The organism is Microbacterium sp. (assembly GCF_026393345.1).
Taxonomy (GTDB): domain Bacteria; phylum Actinomycetota; class Actinomycetes; order Actinomycetales; family Microbacteriaceae; genus Microbacterium.
Genome location: NZ_JAPLAI010000043.1, coordinates 47,392 through 62,022, shown reverse-complemented (window position 1 = coordinate 62,022; position 14,631 = coordinate 47,392). Strand labels below are relative to the sequence as shown.

The 14,631-nt window shown below is 69.1% G+C and carries 19 protein-coding genes and 1 pseudogene; 9 read left to right on the top strand and 11 right to left on the bottom strand.

Annotation, left to right across the window (positions count from 1 at the left end; all coding sequences use genetic code 11):
• Nucleotides 1-3 precede the first annotated feature (3 nt).
• The 4 genes from NT132_RS08185 to NT132_RS08170 all read right to left on the bottom strand — a co-directional run bounded on the left by NT132_RS08185 (nucleotide 4) and on the right by NT132_RS08170 (nucleotide 3,561).
• Complete coding sequence (locus tag NT132_RS08185; RefSeq protein ID WP_297787271.1) at nucleotides 4-1,239, bottom strand: CoA transferase; 1,236 nt, start codon at nucleotides 1,237-1,239, stop codon at nucleotides 4-6.
• Nucleotides 1,236-2,432 carry an acyl-CoA dehydrogenase family protein gene (locus NT132_RS08180; RefSeq protein ID WP_297787276.1) on the bottom strand — a complete coding sequence of 399 codons (1,197 nt, stop codon included), beginning with the start codon at nucleotides 2,430-2,432 and terminating at the stop codon, nucleotides 1,236-1,238. Before NT132_RS08180 ends, NT132_RS08185 begins: the two co-directional genes overlap by 4 nt.
• 112 nt (nucleotides 2,433-2,544) lie before the next feature.
• The gene (locus tag NT132_RS08175; protein WP_297787268.1) at nucleotides 2,545-2,985 is read right to left on the bottom strand and encodes a VanZ family protein; all 441 of its coding nucleotides are present in this window, start codon (nucleotides 2,983-2,985) and stop codon (nucleotides 2,545-2,547) included.
• 84 nt (nucleotides 2,986-3,069) lie between these two features.
• Nucleotides 3,070-3,561 (bottom strand): bifunctional nuclease family protein, encoded by a 492-nt coding sequence (locus NT132_RS08170; protein ID WP_297787266.1) that lies wholly within the window; start codon nucleotides 3,559-3,561, stop codon nucleotides 3,070-3,072.
• Between the two features lie 93 nt (nucleotides 3,562-3,654).
• Here NT132_RS08170 and NT132_RS08165 point away from each other — a divergent pair, with 93 nt between their 5' ends.
• From NT132_RS08165 to NT132_RS08155, 3 genes are read left to right on the top strand one after another with little or no spacing between them, the layout of a single operon-like run.
• Nucleotides 3,655-4,404, top strand: coding sequence for a glycosyltransferase family 2 protein (locus tag NT132_RS08165; RefSeq protein ID WP_297787264.1), 750 nt, complete (start codon nucleotides 3,655-3,657; stop codon nucleotides 4,402-4,404).
• Nucleotides 4,401-5,231 carry an endonuclease/exonuclease/phosphatase family protein gene (locus NT132_RS08160; protein WP_297787262.1) on the top strand — a complete coding sequence of 277 codons (831 nt, stop codon included), beginning with the start codon at nucleotides 4,401-4,403 and terminating at the stop codon, nucleotides 5,229-5,231. The genes NT132_RS08165 and NT132_RS08160 overlap by 4 nt, the downstream gene beginning before the upstream one ends.
• A complete protein-coding gene (locus tag NT132_RS08155; RefSeq protein WP_297787260.1) occupies nucleotides 5,228-5,794 on the top strand; it encodes a hypothetical protein in 567 nt (188 codons plus the stop codon). The genes NT132_RS08160 and NT132_RS08155 overlap by 4 nt, the downstream gene beginning before the upstream one ends.
• On the opposite strand, the gene NT132_RS08150 is transcribed toward NT132_RS08155, so the two are convergent.
• The gene (locus tag NT132_RS08150; RefSeq protein WP_297787258.1) at nucleotides 5,748-6,080 is read right to left on the bottom strand and encodes a hypothetical protein; all 333 of its coding nucleotides are present in this window, start codon (nucleotides 6,078-6,080) and stop codon (nucleotides 5,748-5,750) included. The two genes, NT132_RS08155 and NT132_RS08150, sit on opposite strands and share 47 nt — an antisense overlap.
• Before the next feature lie 298 nt (nucleotides 6,081-6,378).
• On the opposite strand from NT132_RS08150, the gene NT132_RS08145 reads away from it, so the two are divergent.
• The 6 genes from NT132_RS08145 (at nucleotide 6,379) to NT132_RS08120 (ending at nucleotide 10,952) form a co-directional block, all read left to right on the top strand.
• Nucleotides 6,379-6,654 carry an FBP domain-containing protein gene (locus tag NT132_RS08145; protein WP_366940379.1) on the top strand — a complete coding sequence of 92 codons (276 nt, stop codon included), beginning with the start codon at nucleotides 6,379-6,381 and terminating at the stop codon, nucleotides 6,652-6,654.
• A 114-nt stretch (nucleotides 6,655-6,768) separates the two neighbouring features.
• The gene (locus tag NT132_RS08140) at nucleotides 6,769-7,620 is read left to right on the top strand and encodes a MetQ/NlpA family ABC transporter substrate-binding protein (RefSeq protein ID WP_297787256.1); all 852 of its coding nucleotides are present in this window, start codon (nucleotides 6,769-6,771) and stop codon (nucleotides 7,618-7,620) included.
• On the top strand, nucleotides 7,617-8,648 hold the full coding sequence (locus NT132_RS08135; RefSeq protein WP_297787254.1) for an ATP-binding cassette domain-containing protein: 1,032 nt from the start codon (nucleotides 7,617-7,619) through the stop codon (nucleotides 8,646-8,648). The genes NT132_RS08140 and NT132_RS08135 overlap by 4 nt, the downstream gene beginning before the upstream one ends.
• Nucleotides 8,645-9,313 carry a methionine ABC transporter permease gene (locus NT132_RS08130; protein ID WP_297787252.1) on the top strand — a complete coding sequence of 223 codons (669 nt, stop codon included), beginning with the start codon at nucleotides 8,645-8,647 and terminating at the stop codon, nucleotides 9,311-9,313. Before NT132_RS08135 ends, NT132_RS08130 begins: the two co-directional genes overlap by 4 nt.
• A 2-nt stretch (nucleotides 9,314-9,315) precedes the next feature.
• The gene (locus NT132_RS08125; protein ID WP_297787250.1) at nucleotides 9,316-10,479 is read left to right on the top strand and encodes an aminotransferase class I/II-fold pyridoxal phosphate-dependent enzyme; all 1,164 of its coding nucleotides are present in this window, start codon (nucleotides 9,316-9,318) and stop codon (nucleotides 10,477-10,479) included.
• The gene (locus NT132_RS08120; protein ID WP_297787248.1) at nucleotides 10,479-10,952 is read left to right on the top strand and encodes an S-ribosylhomocysteine lyase; all 474 of its coding nucleotides are present in this window, start codon (nucleotides 10,479-10,481) and stop codon (nucleotides 10,950-10,952) included. The genes NT132_RS08125 and NT132_RS08120 overlap by 1 nt, the downstream gene beginning before the upstream one ends.
• 57 nt (nucleotides 10,953-11,009) lie before the next feature.
• Here NT132_RS08120 and NT132_RS08115 read toward each other — a convergent pair whose 3' ends face one another.
• The 6 genes and pseudogenes from NT132_RS08115 to NT132_RS08095 all read right to left on the bottom strand — a co-directional run bounded on the left by NT132_RS08115 (nucleotide 11,010) and on the right by NT132_RS08095 (nucleotide 14,611).
• On the bottom strand, nucleotides 11,010-11,522 hold the full coding sequence (locus tag NT132_RS08115) for a GNAT family N-acetyltransferase (protein WP_297787247.1): 513 nt from the start codon (nucleotides 11,520-11,522) through the stop codon (nucleotides 11,010-11,012).
• Between the two features lie 26 nt (nucleotides 11,523-11,548).
• Complete coding sequence (locus NT132_RS08110; protein ID WP_297787245.1) at nucleotides 11,549-12,871, bottom strand: HNH endonuclease signature motif containing protein; 1,323 nt, start codon at nucleotides 12,869-12,871, stop codon at nucleotides 11,549-11,551.
• 225 nt (nucleotides 12,872-13,096) lie between these two features.
• A complete protein-coding gene (locus NT132_RS08105; RefSeq protein WP_297787243.1) occupies nucleotides 13,097-13,567 on the bottom strand; it encodes a G5 domain-containing protein in 471 nt (156 codons plus the stop codon).
• A 92-nt stretch (nucleotides 13,568-13,659) separates the two neighbouring features.
• Nucleotides 13,660-13,887 (bottom strand): hypothetical protein, encoded by a 228-nt coding sequence (locus NT132_RS08100; RefSeq protein WP_297787241.1) that lies wholly within the window; start codon nucleotides 13,885-13,887, stop codon nucleotides 13,660-13,662.
• A 75-nt stretch (nucleotides 13,888-13,962) separates the two neighbouring features.
• Nucleotides 13,963-14,046 (bottom strand): annotated as a pseudogene (locus tag NT132_RS14360) (DUF2510 domain-containing protein); the annotation flags it as partial.
• Between the two features lie 79 nt (nucleotides 14,047-14,125).
• Entirely contained in the window at nucleotides 14,126-14,611 is a 486-nt protein-coding gene (locus NT132_RS08095) for a tetratricopeptide repeat protein (RefSeq protein WP_297787239.1), read from the bottom strand.
• Nucleotides 14,612-14,631 lie beyond the last annotated feature (20 nt).

Genomic DNA, 14,631 nt, shown 5'->3' with positions numbered 1-14,631 from the left:
TCTTCATGCGGGGACTCCTTCGGGCAGCTGACCGAGCACGCCGGCGTCGGCGAGTCGGGTGATGGTGTCGTCGTCGAGGCCGGCTTCGCGCAGCACTTCGAGGGTGTGTTCGCCGAGCAGGGGGGCGCGGCGACGGATGGTGGCGGGAGTGCGGGTCAGCTTCGCCACCGGACCGGTGATGCGGGTGGTCCGCCCGGTGCGAGGGTTTTCGACCTCGGCGAGCATCTCCCGCGCCGCGAAGTGGGGGCTGGCGAAGATCGCTTCCGAGTCGAGGACCGGTCCGAGGGGGACGGTGCCGCCGAGGAGGTCGATGAGCTCCGTGATCGTGTACTGCGCCACCCACTCACCGACGAAGGCGTACACCTGATCGCGGTGCAGCCACCGGGCGTTGTCGGAGGAGAACCGCTCGTCGTCGACGAGGTCGGGGCGGCCCATGGCGGCGCACAGTTTCACCCATTGCGGGTTGTGCGGAGCGCCGAGGGCGACGTCGCCGTCCTTCGCCCGGAGGGTGTTGAACGGGGCGAAGCCCTGCAGCTGGTTGCCCATCGGCCGCGGTGACGTGCCGGTCGCCGCGTACACGTTGACCGCAATCTCGGATACGGCGAGCACGCCGTCGACCATGGCGGTATCGACGTACTGGCCGCGGCCGGAACGCTGCGCCTCGAACAGCGCCGCCATCGTGCCGAACGCCGCGAACAGGGCGGGGACGGTGTCACCGATGCCGGAGCCGACGCGCACCGGGGCACCACCACTCTCGCCGGTGATGCTCATGAGGCCGCCCATGGCCTGCGCGACCACGTCGAAGGCGGGCCAGTGCGCGTACGGGCTCTCCCCGCCACGACGGTCGCCGAAGCCGCGGATGGAGGTGTACACCAAGCGTGGGTTGATGTCGGCGAGGGTCTCGTAGCTGAGGCCGAGGCGGTCCATGACCCCGCCGCTGAAGTTCTCGACCAGCACGTCCGCATCACGGACGAGGGTGAGGACGAGGTCACGACCTGCGGCAGACTTCAGGTCGATGACCAGGGAACGCTTGTTGCGGTTGGCGTTCTGGAACACGTTTCCGTGGTCGTGGGTCGGGTCGTCGGACGCGAACGGCCCGGTGCGTCGGATCATGTCGCCACGGGGAGGCTCGATCTTGACGACGTCGGCGCCGTAGTCGGCCAGGAGGGAGGTGCAGAAGGGTCCCGCGAGGGCCTGGGTCAGGTCGATCACGCGGATGCCGTCGAGTGCGCCGCTCATCCGGTGAACTCCCGGCCGATGATGCTGCGGGCGACGATGAGCTTCTGGATCTGCGGGGTGCCCTCCCCGATCTCGAGACCGGACACGTCCCGGAGCATCGCCTGCAGCGGCATCTCCTCGGAGTACCCGGTGTGGCCGTGCGTGATGATGCAGTCGTGGATCGTCTGCAGCGACACGTCGAGGGCGTACCACTTCACCATCGCCGCCTCCTTGGTGTACGGCTTGCCGGCGTCGGCGAGGGAGAGTGCGCGGTAGGTGAGCCAGCGGGCGGCCTCGAGTTTGGTGGCTGCCTCGGCGAGCGGGAAGCTCACGCCCTGGTAGGCGGCGATCGGCTTCCCGAACGTCGCGCGGTCCTTGGTGAACTGGACGGTCAGGTCGAGCGCCTTGCGTGCGACGCCGGTGGACATGAACCCGATGACCGAGCGGGTGTAGTCGAACTCGCTCATGACCATGCGGAACGCCCCGCCGACGTCACCCAGCACCTGCGCGTCGGGGACGAACAGGTCGTCGAGGAAGACGGCGGCGCGTCCCAGTGGCTTCCACCCCGGGTCCGGGAACTTCTGGATCTCGACGCCGGTCGCATCGAGCGGGACGAGGAAGCAGGTGATGCCGCCCGTGCGGACGGTTCCGTCGGTGTCCACGTATTCGTCCGCGCGGGCGAACGTGATCAGGCCCTTCGCGTGCGGGGCGAAGGTGATCGATGTCTTCTCACCGGTGAGCTCCCAGCCGCCGTCGACCCGGCGGGCGCGCATGCGCATAGCCGCCGCATCCGATCCGCTGCCCGGCTCGGTGAGTCCGAGCGCGACGATGTGCTCACCCTGGACGATGCCCGGCACCCACTGCGCCGCGAGATCGGCAGGCAGGAATCGCTCCAGCAGCGGCGCCGTGAGGTTGCAGGTATACGCGAGCTGCGCGAGGTAGAAGTTCGCGTACGCGAGCTTCTCGTGCACGATCCCGAGGTGCACCTTCGTGAGTTCGTCGCCGAGACGGCCCATGCCGCCGTATTCCTCCGATGTGCCGAGGCCGAGGAGGGCCCTGCTCTCCCATGGCGCGGGCGAGTTCCCACGGAAACTCCTCGCTCTGCGCGATGGGCGGGTAGGAGTCGGCGTGGGATGCGGAGAACTCCCGCACCCACGCGGCGAACTCCTCGTACTCCTCGCCGAACAGCACGGGCGGGCGTAGGGCGGTGGCAGCGGCGATACTCATGGCGCCTCCTCTTCGAGACCTCGGTGATGCACCGTCGTCGGTGCGTTTCACCTCATCCTGAGCGCGGAGGGATAACCCTGCCAAACAGGCTTTTCAGCCCTATAAACGCTGTTTTACATGCCTATGACGTCGGCCGAGCAGGACCAAAGCACCGAGGGCGACGCCGACCGCGGCGCCGACGGTGTTCCACAGGACGTCGTCGGGATCCGGAACGCGCCCCGGGATGCCGCGCTGCAGCACCTCGACCGTCGCCGACACGGCGAGGCCGACCGGAATCCCGGCCCACCACCAGCGCCGCCCGAGAGTGACGGCGAGCAGCAGACCCAGCGGGACGAACAGGGCCGTGTTCAGCAGGCGTTCCAGGTGGGCGGTCGTCACCGTCAGGTCGAGGCCGAGGAGGACTCCATCGATCGGAGCGAGCAGGGCCGCTCGTGCCGGCGCGACGAGGGACCTCGACGCGAGCGTCAACGCCGCCACCCCCAGCCATGCCGCTCCCAACCACACGCTGAGGCGCGCGTTCCGCACCACCCGTCCGCCCATGCTGCTCTCCGCCCGATCCCTGCCAGTCCAGGTGGGAGAGTGTTGCGGGAGCGTCTGCGGCGGACGATATGCCGGCGATATCCGTCACTCGCGGAAGTCGTCGGGCTCCACATCGTCGAGGAAGCGGTGGAACTCCTCCACGGCCTCCTCCGCTTCGGGTTCGATGAGCACATCGGCGATGCCGGCGTCGTCCATCACGTCGTCGGCGACGAAGATCGGCGCGTCGGCGCGCGATGCGAGGGCGACCGCATCTGAGGGCCGGGAGTCGATGATGCGGACCCCGGCGGGCGTCATGAGCGTGATCTCGGCGAAGAACGTGCCGCCCTCGAGGCGGGTGACCTCGACGCGCTCGACGAGCGACTCGAGCTCGGTGAGCATCGAGATCATCAGGTCGTGAGCCAGCGGACGCGGCACCGCTGCCTTCTCGACCGCGACGAGGATGGAGCTCGCCTCCTGCGCGCCGATCCAGATCGGCAGGATGTTGCCGACGCCCGGCAGCGCGCCCACCGGCTTCAGCAGGATCACGTGCTGTTCGGTGGCATCGAGCGCGACGCCGGCGACCCGGACGTGGACCATGGCGATTCCCTTCGTCGTCCGCCGAGCCTTGCCGTGGGGGTGCAGCCTGTCAACCGCTCCTCCCCGTCACGCTCGCCCGCCTAACGTGGTCGCGTGCCCCCCACCGTGTCGATCGTCATCCCGGTCAAAGACGATGCCGCGCAGCTGCGCCGGTGCCTGCGCGCCCTGGCGCGGCAGACGCGACTGCCGGACGAGATCGTCGTCGTCGACAACGGGTCGAGTGACGACTCCGCCGCCGTGGCCGTCGCCGCCGGAGCGCGGCTGATCCGTTGCGACGCCGCCGGAATCCCGGCGGCGGCAGCCGCCGGGTACGACGCCGCGAGAGGCGACCTCATCCTGCGCCTCGATGCGGACTCCGTACCGGCGCCGGTCTGGGTGGCCGCGTTCGCGCAGGCCTTCGCGACGCGCCCCGACGTGGGAGCGTTCACCGGTGGCGCCCGCTTCATCGACGGGCCACCGGCACTCCGGACCCCGCTCGCGGCGGTCTACCTCGGCGGCTACGCGGCCGCCGGGCTCGCGGCCCTCGGTCACCCGCCGCTCTTCGGGTCGAACATGGCGTTCCGGCGCGAGGCGTGGCGGCACGTCCGGAGCCGGGTGCACCGGAACGACGCGACCCTGCACGACGATCTCGATCTGGCCTTCCACCTCGGGGAGCACCGTCGCATTCGCTATCTGCCGCAGGCGCGCCTGGGCATCTCGATGCGGCCGTTCGGCGACCCACGCGCTTTCGCACGGCGTGTCCGCGGCGGGTTCCGCACCGTGTTCGTGCATTGGCCGACCGATTTCCCGCCGGTGCGCTGGGATCGCAGACTGCTGCGGGGCCTGCGCGGAGTGCGGCGATGACCGCACTGTTCGGTCCCGTCGAGCCGGCGTCCCTGCACGTCATGACGTTCAACCTCCGTCGACGCATGGACGGGATGGCGTGGCGGCGGGCCGACCGGTGGCGGATCCGGGAGCCGCTCGTGTCGCGGCTCGTGCGGGCCGAGATGCCGACGATCCTCGGCACCCAGGAGGCGCTGCCCGATCAGGCCCGTGCGGTGCTCGCCGCGCTCGGACCGCGCTACCGCATGATCGGGCGGGGCCGGATGACGCGTGGCCGCGGGGAGGGCACGCCGCTCTTCTACGACGCCGACCGCCTGCGATTGCGGGAATGGGAACAGCTCGCGCTGTCGGAGCATCCGCGTGCGGCCGGCTCACGGTCGTGGGGCAACGCCATCCCTCGCATCGCGGTCGCCGCATCCTTCCGGGATCGCGCGACCGATGCGGATCTCTTCGTCGTCAACACGCATCTCGACCCGTTCTCACCGCGGTCGCGGGTGCGCAGCGCGGAGGCGATCCGCTCGTTCGTCGCGGCGCAGGATCTGCCCGCGATCGTCACCGGGGACATGAACGCCGGGGAGGACTCCCCCGCCCTCCGCGCGTTCGTCGAGGGCGCCACCCTCGTCGATGCGTGGGTCACCGCCGAGCGTCGCGCGACGCCTGCCTGGGGGACCAACGCGAGCTACCGGGCGCCGACGCAGCACGGACCCCGCATCGATTGGATCCTGACGACCCCCGGAATCCACGTTCTGGACGCCGGGATCAACGCCGAACCCATCGACGGCGGGTGGCCGTCGGATCACTTCCCGGTGCAGGCGATCGTGCGGGTGCCGGCGGGACGCACCGCGTGATCGAGAACTTCCTCCGTCCCCCGCGGACAGCCGGTGATACCGTTGCGGACCTGCTGCGCGCCGTCGGTGTGCTGAGCGTCATCGCGGCGGCGATCTGGTTCGAGCCGACGGATGCCGGCATCCTCGCTTTCGCCCTCCCGGCGCTGCTGGTGCCGCGATTCCTCGGGGTGCGGAGCGGCTTCGACATCGTCTACGGCATCACGGTGCTGGTCGCGGCGTGGAGCAACGTGCTCGACCTCTACCGGACGGCGATGTGGTGGGACATCCCCGTCCATCTCGTCTGCACCGGCGTCCTGGCGGCCGTTCTCTTGGTGGCGCTCGAACGGTTCGATGTGATCCCCGCGGAGCCGCCCCTCGCCCGTCGCCGCCTCGTGCTGCTGCCGGTGCTCGGGCTCGCGATCGGCGCGCTCTGGGAGATGGTCGAGTGGTTCGGCGCCACCTTCCTCAGCGACGCCATCTTCGTCACCTACCAGGACACGATCGGCGACCTCGCGGTCGGCGGCCTCGGAGCCCTGCTCACCGGACTCGTCGTATCCCGCGGAGTCCTCGTCCGCCGGCCATGACCGACCCGAAGTGGTAGGCGACGCCGAAGGCCATGGCGACGCCGCCGACGAGCGCGCCGACCGCCTCGGCGCGCGACCGAACGCCGTCGCGGAGCACCAGCAGCCCGAGGCTCACGTTGATGGCGCTCCAGGCGACGTTGACGAGCGGCGGCGACATGCCCTCGCCGGGCGGGTCGGCGAACGGGGTCGGGAAGGGGCGGCCCTGGACGCCGCTCACCCCGTGCGGCACCGCGTTGACCAGAAGCGCGCCGCCGAGCGCACGGGAGAAGACCGAGAGAACCGTCATTCCGTCACCCTACGGGGCCTGGCCTGGGGCCGGGTTGCGCCGTGACCGGAAGGGTCTACCCTTGTCCGCATGACTGCCGAGGGACCGCCCGTCGGGTGTGAGGAGGTCGTCGGCGCGCTCTGCGCCGGCGCGAGGTAGAGCATCCGGCCCGCTCCCTCATCTCCCTACCCGACCCCGACGGGTCCTCCCGATTCTTCTCGCTCCGCGCGCGTCCGCGCGTGAGCAGTCTTCAAAGGCACAGCCATGCGTCCTCTCATCGAATCCACCGTCCGCTCCTCGTTCATCAACGCGACCCGCAGTGAGCGCAGCAACGTGCTGCTGCCCGCCGATTTCGCCAATACCCCTGTTCGCCGCCAAGCGGGCAGGCGACGCTGGGCGCAAGGGCGACGCCGGGCGCAAGGGCGACACCGTGGGCACGCTCGTGTGCGCGCAGTTCGAATGCTCCCGGAACGTGCGCAAGCTCCCGCCGCTCGCATACACCGGCTTCGATCGGGATGCGGCCCGGCAACGCCGCATCCAGCAGCTGACCGAGAACGTGCAGGGTTTCGTGCGATCCGTCCGCGACGGGGCGTGAGCCTACCTATCGACGGAGGCATGTTGCCCCGTGTGACGCCGCTTTTCGTCGCGTGACAGCGCCTTACTACCGTCGAACGCGAACCGACCTCACCACAGCACACGAAGAGGACTCATGCGCACTGCCCGAAAGGCCCTGCTCGCCGCCGCCGGCGCCGCCGCGATCGCACTCACCCTGTCGGCATGCGGTGGCACCGCCGCCGCACCGGACGCTTCCAGCGACGCCGCCGAGAAGACGGACATCAAAATCGGCTTCAACCCCGGGCCCTACCTGGAGATGTTCCAGGAGGGTATCCAGCCGATTCTCGAGGACGAGGGCTACACCGTCGAACTGCAGGACTTCACCGACGGCATCGTCGTGAACGTGGCCGTCGCGAGCGGCGAGATCGACGCGAACATCATGCAGCACCCCGTGTACATGGAGTTCGTCAACGAGCAGGAGGGCATCGACAACGCCGCCCTGGTGCAGGTTCCGACGCCGCGGATGGCGCTGTTCGGTGGCAAGAAGTCTTCGCTCGACGACGTCGCCGACGGCTCCACCATCACCGTGCCGAACTCGCCCGCGAACCTCTACCGTGGCCTGCTGATCCTCCGCGACGTGGGCTGGATCGACTTCGACGACGTGGACGACCCGAACACGGCCGACCTGTCGATCATCACCGACAACCCGCACAACCTGAACATCACGCCGATCGAGAACGCACAGCAGGTGCCGGCACTGCAGGACGTCGACTACTCGACCATCCAGGGCAACTTCATCATCGCGGGCGGCCTCGACTACGACGATGCGCTGGCCCTCGAAGACCAGCCGACCGAGTTCTCGAACGTCGTCACGGTTCGCGCCAGTGACGTGGACAGCGACTGGGCACAGGCCATCAAGGCGGCCTACCAGTCCGACGAGTTCATCGCCTTCATCGCCGACAACCCGCAGTACAAGGGCTACAACCTGCCGGAATGGTTCGAGTGAGTTCCACTGACGCCGGGGGCGTCGTCTTCGACGACGTCTCCAAGACATTCCCCGGGAGGGCCGCCACCACGGCGGCCCTCCGCGGCGTCTCCCTCGAAGTGCGGCCGGGCACGATCCACGGCGTCATCGGGTACTCCGGCGCCGGGAAGTCCACTCTCATCCGGCTCGTGAACGGGATCGAGAAGCCGACGAGCGGCCGTGTGGTCGTCGACGGTGTCGATGTGGGGAGCCTCCGCGGCGCTGCGCTTCGCGAGGCACAGAAGACGACCGGCATGATCTTCCAGCAGTTCAACCTGCTCGAAACGGTGCGGGTGCGCGACAACGTCGCGATGCCGTTGCGGCTCGACGGCGTGAGCAAGGTCGAGGCGCGGAAGCGCGCGGACGAGGTGCTCGACTTCGTCGGGCTGTCTGCGAAGGCCGACAACCACCCCGGCGAGCTGTCGGGCGGGCAGAAGCAACGCGTCGGCATCGCCCGCGCGCTGGCGCGGAACCCCCGCATCCTGCTGGCGGACGAGGCAACAAGCGCACTCGACCCGACCACCACGGTGCAGATCATCGACCTGCTGCGCAGCATCAACCGCGAGTACGGCACCACCATCCTCGTGGTGACCCACGAGATGGATGTCATCAAGGATCTCGCCGACGACGTCGCGGTGATGGCCGGCGGCGAGGTCGTCGAGCGCGGATCGGTGCTCGACACGTTCCTGCGCCCGCAGGCCCCAGTCACGCGCGACTTCGTCTCCACCGTCATCCCGCAGAGTGTTCCGGGTCGTGTCGTGGAGCACATGGGCGCCGACGGACTCTGGCGCCTTCTCCTCCTCGACGCCGAAGTGACCCAGCCGCTGGTATCGACCCTCATCACCGACATCGGTGTCGAGGTCAACATGCTGCACGCCGATATGACCGAGATCCAGGAGCACACGGTGGGCCAGATGATCGTGAAGGTCACCGGAGCCCCCGACAAGATCGCCGCCGCGCGGCGATTCCTCTCCGAGCGGGTCGTCCACCTCGAGGAGGTCGCCGCATGAACGGTGACAAGTGGACTCTGATCACTCCGGAGATCTTCTTCAAGGCACTCGGCGAGACGCTGCAGATGCTGGGCGTTTCGCTCGTGTTCGGGTCGATCCTCGGCATCATCATCGGCACCGTGCTCGCCGTCACCCGCGCGGGCGGCGTCCTGCCGAACCGACCCGTCAACCTCATCCTCGGCACGATCGTCAACGTCTTCCGGTCGCTGCCGTTCATCATCCTGCTCGTCGCGATCCTGCCCTTCACGCGGCTCGTCGTGGGTACGAGCATCGGTGTGTGGGCGGCGATCGTGCCGCTTACCGTCATGATCGCCCCGTATATCGGGCGCCTGGTCGAGAACTCGCTGCTGGAGGTCCCGAGCGGCGTGGTCGAGGCGGCACGGTCGATGGGGGCGACGCCGCTGCAGATCTTCTGGCGGTTCCTGCTGCCCGAGGCGCGGAGCTCCCTCATCCTCGCGGTGACGATCGCGACGGTCGGCCTCATCGACGCGACCGCGATGGCGGGCACCGTCGGAGCCGGCGGTATCGGTGATCTCGCGCTCTCGTACGGCTACCAGCGGTATGACGGCTTCGCCATGGTGATCACAGTGATCACGCTCATCGTGCTGGTGCAGGGCATCCAGACGATCGGCAACGCGGTCGCGCGTCGCTACCGGCGGCGGTGAGCGTGGCCACCTTCACCCCCGCCGAGCGGGTACGCGCCCTGCCGCCGAACTTCTGGGGCGCCATGGACCGCGAGATCGCACGGTTGTCGGCACTGCCGGGGCCGCGGATGATCGACGTGTCCAAGGGGAATCCCGACCTGCCGACGCCGGAGCACATCGTCGCGGCGATGCAGCGCGAGGTCGCGGACCCGGTGAACCACCGTTACCCCTCGTACGCGGGACGGCCGTCGGTGCGGGATGCGGTGGCGCTGCGCTATCGGGAGGATCATGGCGTCGCCCTGGACCCCGCCACCCAGGTAGCTGTCTTCCACGGATCGCACGAGGGGCTGATGGCTGCCGTGCTCTCGCTCGCCGATCCCGGGTCGACTGTCGTGCTGCCCGATCCCGGATACCCCATGTACACGTCCGCTGCGGATCTCGCGCAGGCGCGCATTGAGCCGCTGCCGCTGACGGAACCCGGCTTCCAGCCGGACTTCGCCGCTCTCGAGCGGCTGAATGCGGCGCGCGCGCTGCTGCTGAACTATCCGAACAACCCGACCGGGGCGCTCGCCACCCGCGCGACGTTCGAGGGTGCGGTGTCGTTCGCCGAGCGTACGGGGGCCGCCTTCGTGCACGACTTCGCCTACGCATCCCTCGGGTTCGACGGGAACCGACCGCTCTCCGCGCTGACGGTGGACACCGAGCGCACCGTCGAGGTGCAGACGCTGTCGAAAACGTACAGCATGGCAGGCTGGCGGTTCGGGTATGCCGCCGGGAACGCCTCCGTCATCGACGGGATGAAGCGGTACCAGGCGCACGCGTTCAGCACCATGTTCGGCGCCACGCAGGAGGCGGCCGCGGTCGCGCTCGCCGGCGACCAGTCCGCCGCGTCCGCGCTCGTCGAGGTGTACCAGCGCCGTCGCGATGTCGTCGTCACCGGACTGCAGTCGCTCGGCTGGGATGTCTTCGTCCCGGAGGGAACGTTCTTCGTGTGGGTGCGCGTGCCGGGCGGCGGAGATGCCGTCGAGTTCGCCGCGCGGCTGCGCGAAGAGGAACGTGTGGCCGTGGCGCCCGGCGATGGGTTCGGCCCGCGCGGCCGCGGCCACATCCGCATCGGACTCGTTCACGACGAGCAGAGTCTGGTGGAATTGATCGAACGCCTCGACGCGTTCATGAGGAGGAACTGATGCCCCAGATCGAGAGCTTCACGCTCGACCACAATGCTGTCCTGGCGCCGTACGTGCGCAAGATCGGCGTCGAGCACGGCCCGAAGGGTGATGCGCTCACCAACTTCGACGTGCGGTTCACGCAGCCGAACGTGCAAGAGATCCCCACCGCCGGCATTCACACGCTGGAGCACATGCTCGCGGAGCTGCTTCGCGACCGCATCGACGGTGTCATCGACATCTCGCCGTTCGGCTGCCGCACCGGCTTCCACTTGCTCATGTGGGGTGAGCCGGCCGTGCCCGACGTCGCCGCAGCCCTGACCGACAGCCTGCGGTTCATCGCCGAGGACGCTGTCGAATCCGACATCCCCGCTGTCTCCGCGCTCGAGTGCGGCAACTACCGCGACCACTCGCTGCACACGGCGCGGGAATGGGCGAAGGTCGTCCTCGATCAGGGCATCAGCCACGACGCGTTCGTGCGCGTCGGCGTCTGACCGCTCTCCCACGTCCTTCGGGCGCCGATCGCTTCGGGGATCGGCGTCCGAAGGACGTTACAGCGCCTTGCGCATCTGCTGGGTGACGACCTCATACCCCTGTGAGCTGTAGAGCCGCACGGCGACGTGGTTGCGGCCGAACACGTTGAGTTCGAGCGATCCCACGCCGGCCTCTCGGACGGCCTGCTCCACCGCGCTCAGCAGCGCGCGGCCGAGTCCCTGACCGCGGAAGTCGGACTCGACCTCGATGTCGTAGAGGAAGGCGACGTCGGGCGCCTCGCGCGGATGGTCGAGACTGACCCAGGCGCGCCCGATGGGGGTGTCGTCGTCGAGCACGCCGCGCAGCAACAGCATCCGGGCGGTGTCGAGTCCGTCGGGCAGGCTCCGCGCGTTCTCCTCCAGCGCCCGTTGCAGGGCGCCCTGTGCCGGCCATCGCCCCGCGGCGACCTGCTCGTTCGCGTAGTCGTCGGCGAGATGCACCTGCCAGTGGTCGTACTCGGCCTGCGTCATCGGACGGACGCGGACGATCGGCCCCGCGGTGTCATCGCTCTTGCCGGTGTCATCGCTCATCACAGCATGGTCGCACGGGCAGGCGATCAGAACGGTGCGGACTCCCCCGCCATCGCCGACGACGCGGCCGCCCACGCCGATCCCCCGCGTCCGCCACCGGTAGCGGGCCGGAAGGATGGCGTTCGTCGCTCGGGTTCCGCGAGGTAGACCCGGCCGAGGGGGGAGGTCCATTCGAGGACGCCGCCCTCGAGCTGACGAATCTCCCACCCACCGTGATGTCGTATCACGTGGTGACCCTTGCAGAGGGGATCGAGATTCCAGGCGGCCGTGACTCCGCCCTCAGCCCAGGCGACGGAATGGTCGATCTCGCACCGGTGCGCCGGCATCCCGCACCCCGGAGCGAGGCAGCGCTCCGCTCGCCACTGGACCAGCTGTGCGAGCTGCGCCGGTGGTCGGTACTTCTTGCGCCCCACAGATAGGACGACTCCGGTTTCGGGATGGGTCAGCACCCGCATCCAGTCCTTAGCGTCACCGCAGAGCTCGCGAGCGCGGTGGATGGGGATCGGCCCGATGCCTTCGACGGTCGCCGGCGCCGCGTCAGCGACGGAATCGCGAAGGAGCGACAGCGCCGGTACGGTCACGATGACCTCGGCGCGGATGCCCCGGGCTCTCTTGGGATGAGCGGTGACCACGCCTTCGATCAGCAGGTCGAACAGGATGTCGGCACGCAACTGGTCGCGCGAACGCGTCTCGCCATCCTGGTCGCCGATGACCTTGCTCATCCGCGTGATCCGGTCGAAGACGGCGTGGACCTCAACGGCAGGACCATGGACGGCCAACGTGCCCATGCCGTCGCGGTCGCTCGTCACGGTGACCCCGCGTCGGGCCAGAGCCTCGTGATGCCGCTCAGCGAGTGTCGGAGCGTTGATCGTGTCGACCAGTCGTTGCAGCCATCGGCGATACGCACCCGTTGCGAGCTCCTCTGCCCGCTTCAGCGCGAGGTCCTCGATGTCGGCGCGCTGCTCGGGCTGCAGCTCATCCATCGCATCGGTGAAGAGGTCGGCGTGACGTTCGGTGATCGTGCCGCGGGCCAATGCCTCAAGCGCGTTCGGGTGGCGGTTCACCAGGGCGTCGGCGCGGGACAGGAGGGCATCTGCGGCGCGCTCCGTGATGCGAAGCGCTGCCGACAGCTCGAGCCGCAACGAGCGTTCGACGAGTTCTCGGCTCACCGCGCCGCCTTCCTCCGACGCGCGCACCGCTTCACGATGCAGCTGCGCAACGCATCGAAGTCGTTCAGCGGTGGCCGCTGCCAGCTGCGCGGTCGTCTCGATCACCCGGTCGAGGGTGTCGGGGCGGTTCGTATCACTCCACCCGCCGGGGGTGAGGTTCGCGTCGTCTTCGATCGCCATGCCACCAGATTAGAACGTACCTCCGACATTGCACGAGACAGAGGGAAGCATCATGAGGGAGGAAGGTATCCGGGCCTGGAGATTCCGTCGTTTGCGACTCCCGCATCTCGAATCCCTGTTCTACTCTGAAGTCATGACCACGAGGGAGAACGAGCACGACGTCACTCTGTCGATGGCCGATGACGTTCCCGCGCGGATGATCTATGCCGGACGCCGCTAGCACGCTCAGTTGCAGGCGATGCCGTCGTGGTTCGCGTCCAAGCGGTACGTGTCGGTTCCCACCACACGTGCAGTGCCCGAGAGATACTCCGGTCCATCTCCCTCGCCACCCGCACAATCCACATCGCTCGAGATCGGCACGCACGCGTCCGCGTAGTTCGAATCGCACCCGCCGCTGGCCGGCTGCGCCTGCTGCTGCACGACGGGCGCGTCGTAGCTGCCGACCGCCGTCACCTCCGTGACGGGTGCCGTCGTCACGACGTCTGAGGCCAAGGCGCGGCCGGTCTCGATGCCGTCGACCAGCGTGACCGTGTAGGTCATCGTCCGAACACCGTCGACTCCCGGAGTGGCCACCCAGGTCTCACCGCGCGTCGTCTTCGGGTCGTCCATCGTGGCCCGCTCGAACGGGATCGCCTCGGTCACGACCTCGTCGCGCGTGATCGTCACCGGGGTGTGGGTCGGCGACGGCGTCGACACAGCCGGACTCGCCACTGCCGGCTCACGACTCGCACGGGAGGTCACACTCCCCGCCGATACATCGTCCGTACCTCCGGAGGTCAGCGCCGCGTTCACGCCCCCCCCCCCCCCCCCGACACCAGCAGAACAACCGCGGATGCAGCGACGACCCCCACCGCGACACCCGTCGATCGCAGGCGGAGCCAGGTGGGCGTGCGTCGTGCGAGCCCGACGATGGCTGTGATGAGCACGATCAGCGCCGCGAGGGCGATGAACGGCGAGGCGAAGACCAGGAGCAGCACCGCAGCGATCGCGGCAACGATCCACAGCCACACCGGCACGCGCCTCACCCTCGAGGGCCTCGGTGGTGCGACCACGCGGAGTGGGTCAGCGAACGCGATACCGTCCCGCGCCGCCTGATCCGTCCACTCGCGGCCATCCCACCACCGCGATTGACCCGGGTGCGCAGGATCCGGATACCACCCAGGCTGCTGCGCCATGACATCTCCCCCAAGATGTTGAACCGACGCTGCATCGCACAGCCGGCGGCGCTCCGGGCAACAGCCCGCAGCGGCGCCGCTACTCCGCCGCCGCTGTCAGCGCCGCCGCATACGCACGCACCGATCGGCGGTAACGCGGCAGCGTCGGTTCGATCGCCTGGATCGCGACCTGCAGCGCCTCATCGACCCGCCCTGCACTGTGGAGGGCGAGTGCAAGGAACACCGCGGGCGCCGCGCCGACCTCGGGATGCGGCGGGGCCGAGCGGAGCATCCCGATCGCCTCATCGATCCGACCGAGGTTCCGCAGGGTGGAGGCGTGCTGGATCACACGCTGCGCCGCACGAGACGGATCGACCTCGGCGAGCCCGGCCGCTGCGGCGTACTCGGCCTCGGCCTCGGCCTCCCGTCCCGCGGAGTCGTACGCACCGCCCAGCTCGAACGCCCCGAGCGCAGGATGCGGCGCGGATGCGGCGAGCTCCCGCATCCGCGCGATCCGGGTCTCGTCCGAGATCGCGGCGTCGTCCCACAGGCTCGCGACCTGGCGCTCCCACTCGTCGGCATCCATTCCGTCAGCGTAGGCGACGG

Excerpts from the sequence above, each read along its gene's own strand:
- NT132_RS08185 (WP_297787271.1), bottom strand. The coding sequence starts at position 1,239 with ATGAGCGGCGCACTCGACGGCATCCGCGTGATCGACCTGACCCAGGCC.
- NT132_RS08175 (WP_297787268.1), bottom strand. The coding sequence starts at position 2,985 with ATGGGCGGACGGGTGGTGCGGAACGCGCGCCTCAGCGTGTGGTTGGGA.
- NT132_RS08170 (WP_297787266.1), bottom strand. The coding sequence starts at position 3,561 with ATGGTCCACGTCCGGGTCGCCGGCGTCGCGCTCGATGCCACCGAACAG.
- NT132_RS08160 (WP_297787262.1), top strand. The coding sequence starts at position 4,401 with ATGACCGCACTGTTCGGTCCCGTCGAGCCGGCGTCCCTGCACGTCATG.
- NT132_RS08150 (WP_297787258.1), bottom strand. The coding sequence starts at position 6,080 with ATGACGGTTCTCTCGGTCTTCTCCCGTGCGCTCGGCGGCGCGCTTCTG.
- NT132_RS08140 (WP_297787256.1), top strand. The coding sequence starts at position 6,769 with ATGCGCACTGCCCGAAAGGCCCTGCTCGCCGCCGCCGGCGCCGCCGCG.
- NT132_RS08130 (WP_297787252.1), top strand. The coding sequence starts at position 8,645 with ATGAACGGTGACAAGTGGACTCTGATCACTCCGGAGATCTTCTTCAAG.
- NT132_RS08120 (WP_297787248.1), top strand. The coding sequence starts at position 10,479 with ATGCCCCAGATCGAGAGCTTCACGCTCGACCACAATGCTGTCCTGGCG.
- NT132_RS08115 (WP_297787247.1), bottom strand. The coding sequence starts at position 11,522 with ATGAGCGATGACACCGGCAAGAGCGATGACACCGCGGGGCCGATCGTC.
- NT132_RS08110 (WP_297787245.1), bottom strand. The coding sequence starts at position 12,871 with ATGGCGATCGAAGACGACGCGAACCTCACCCCCGGCGGGTGGAGTGAT.
- NT132_RS08095 (WP_297787239.1), bottom strand. The coding sequence starts at position 14,611 with ATGGATGCCGACGAGTGGGAGCGCCAGGTCGCGAGCCTGTGGGACGAC.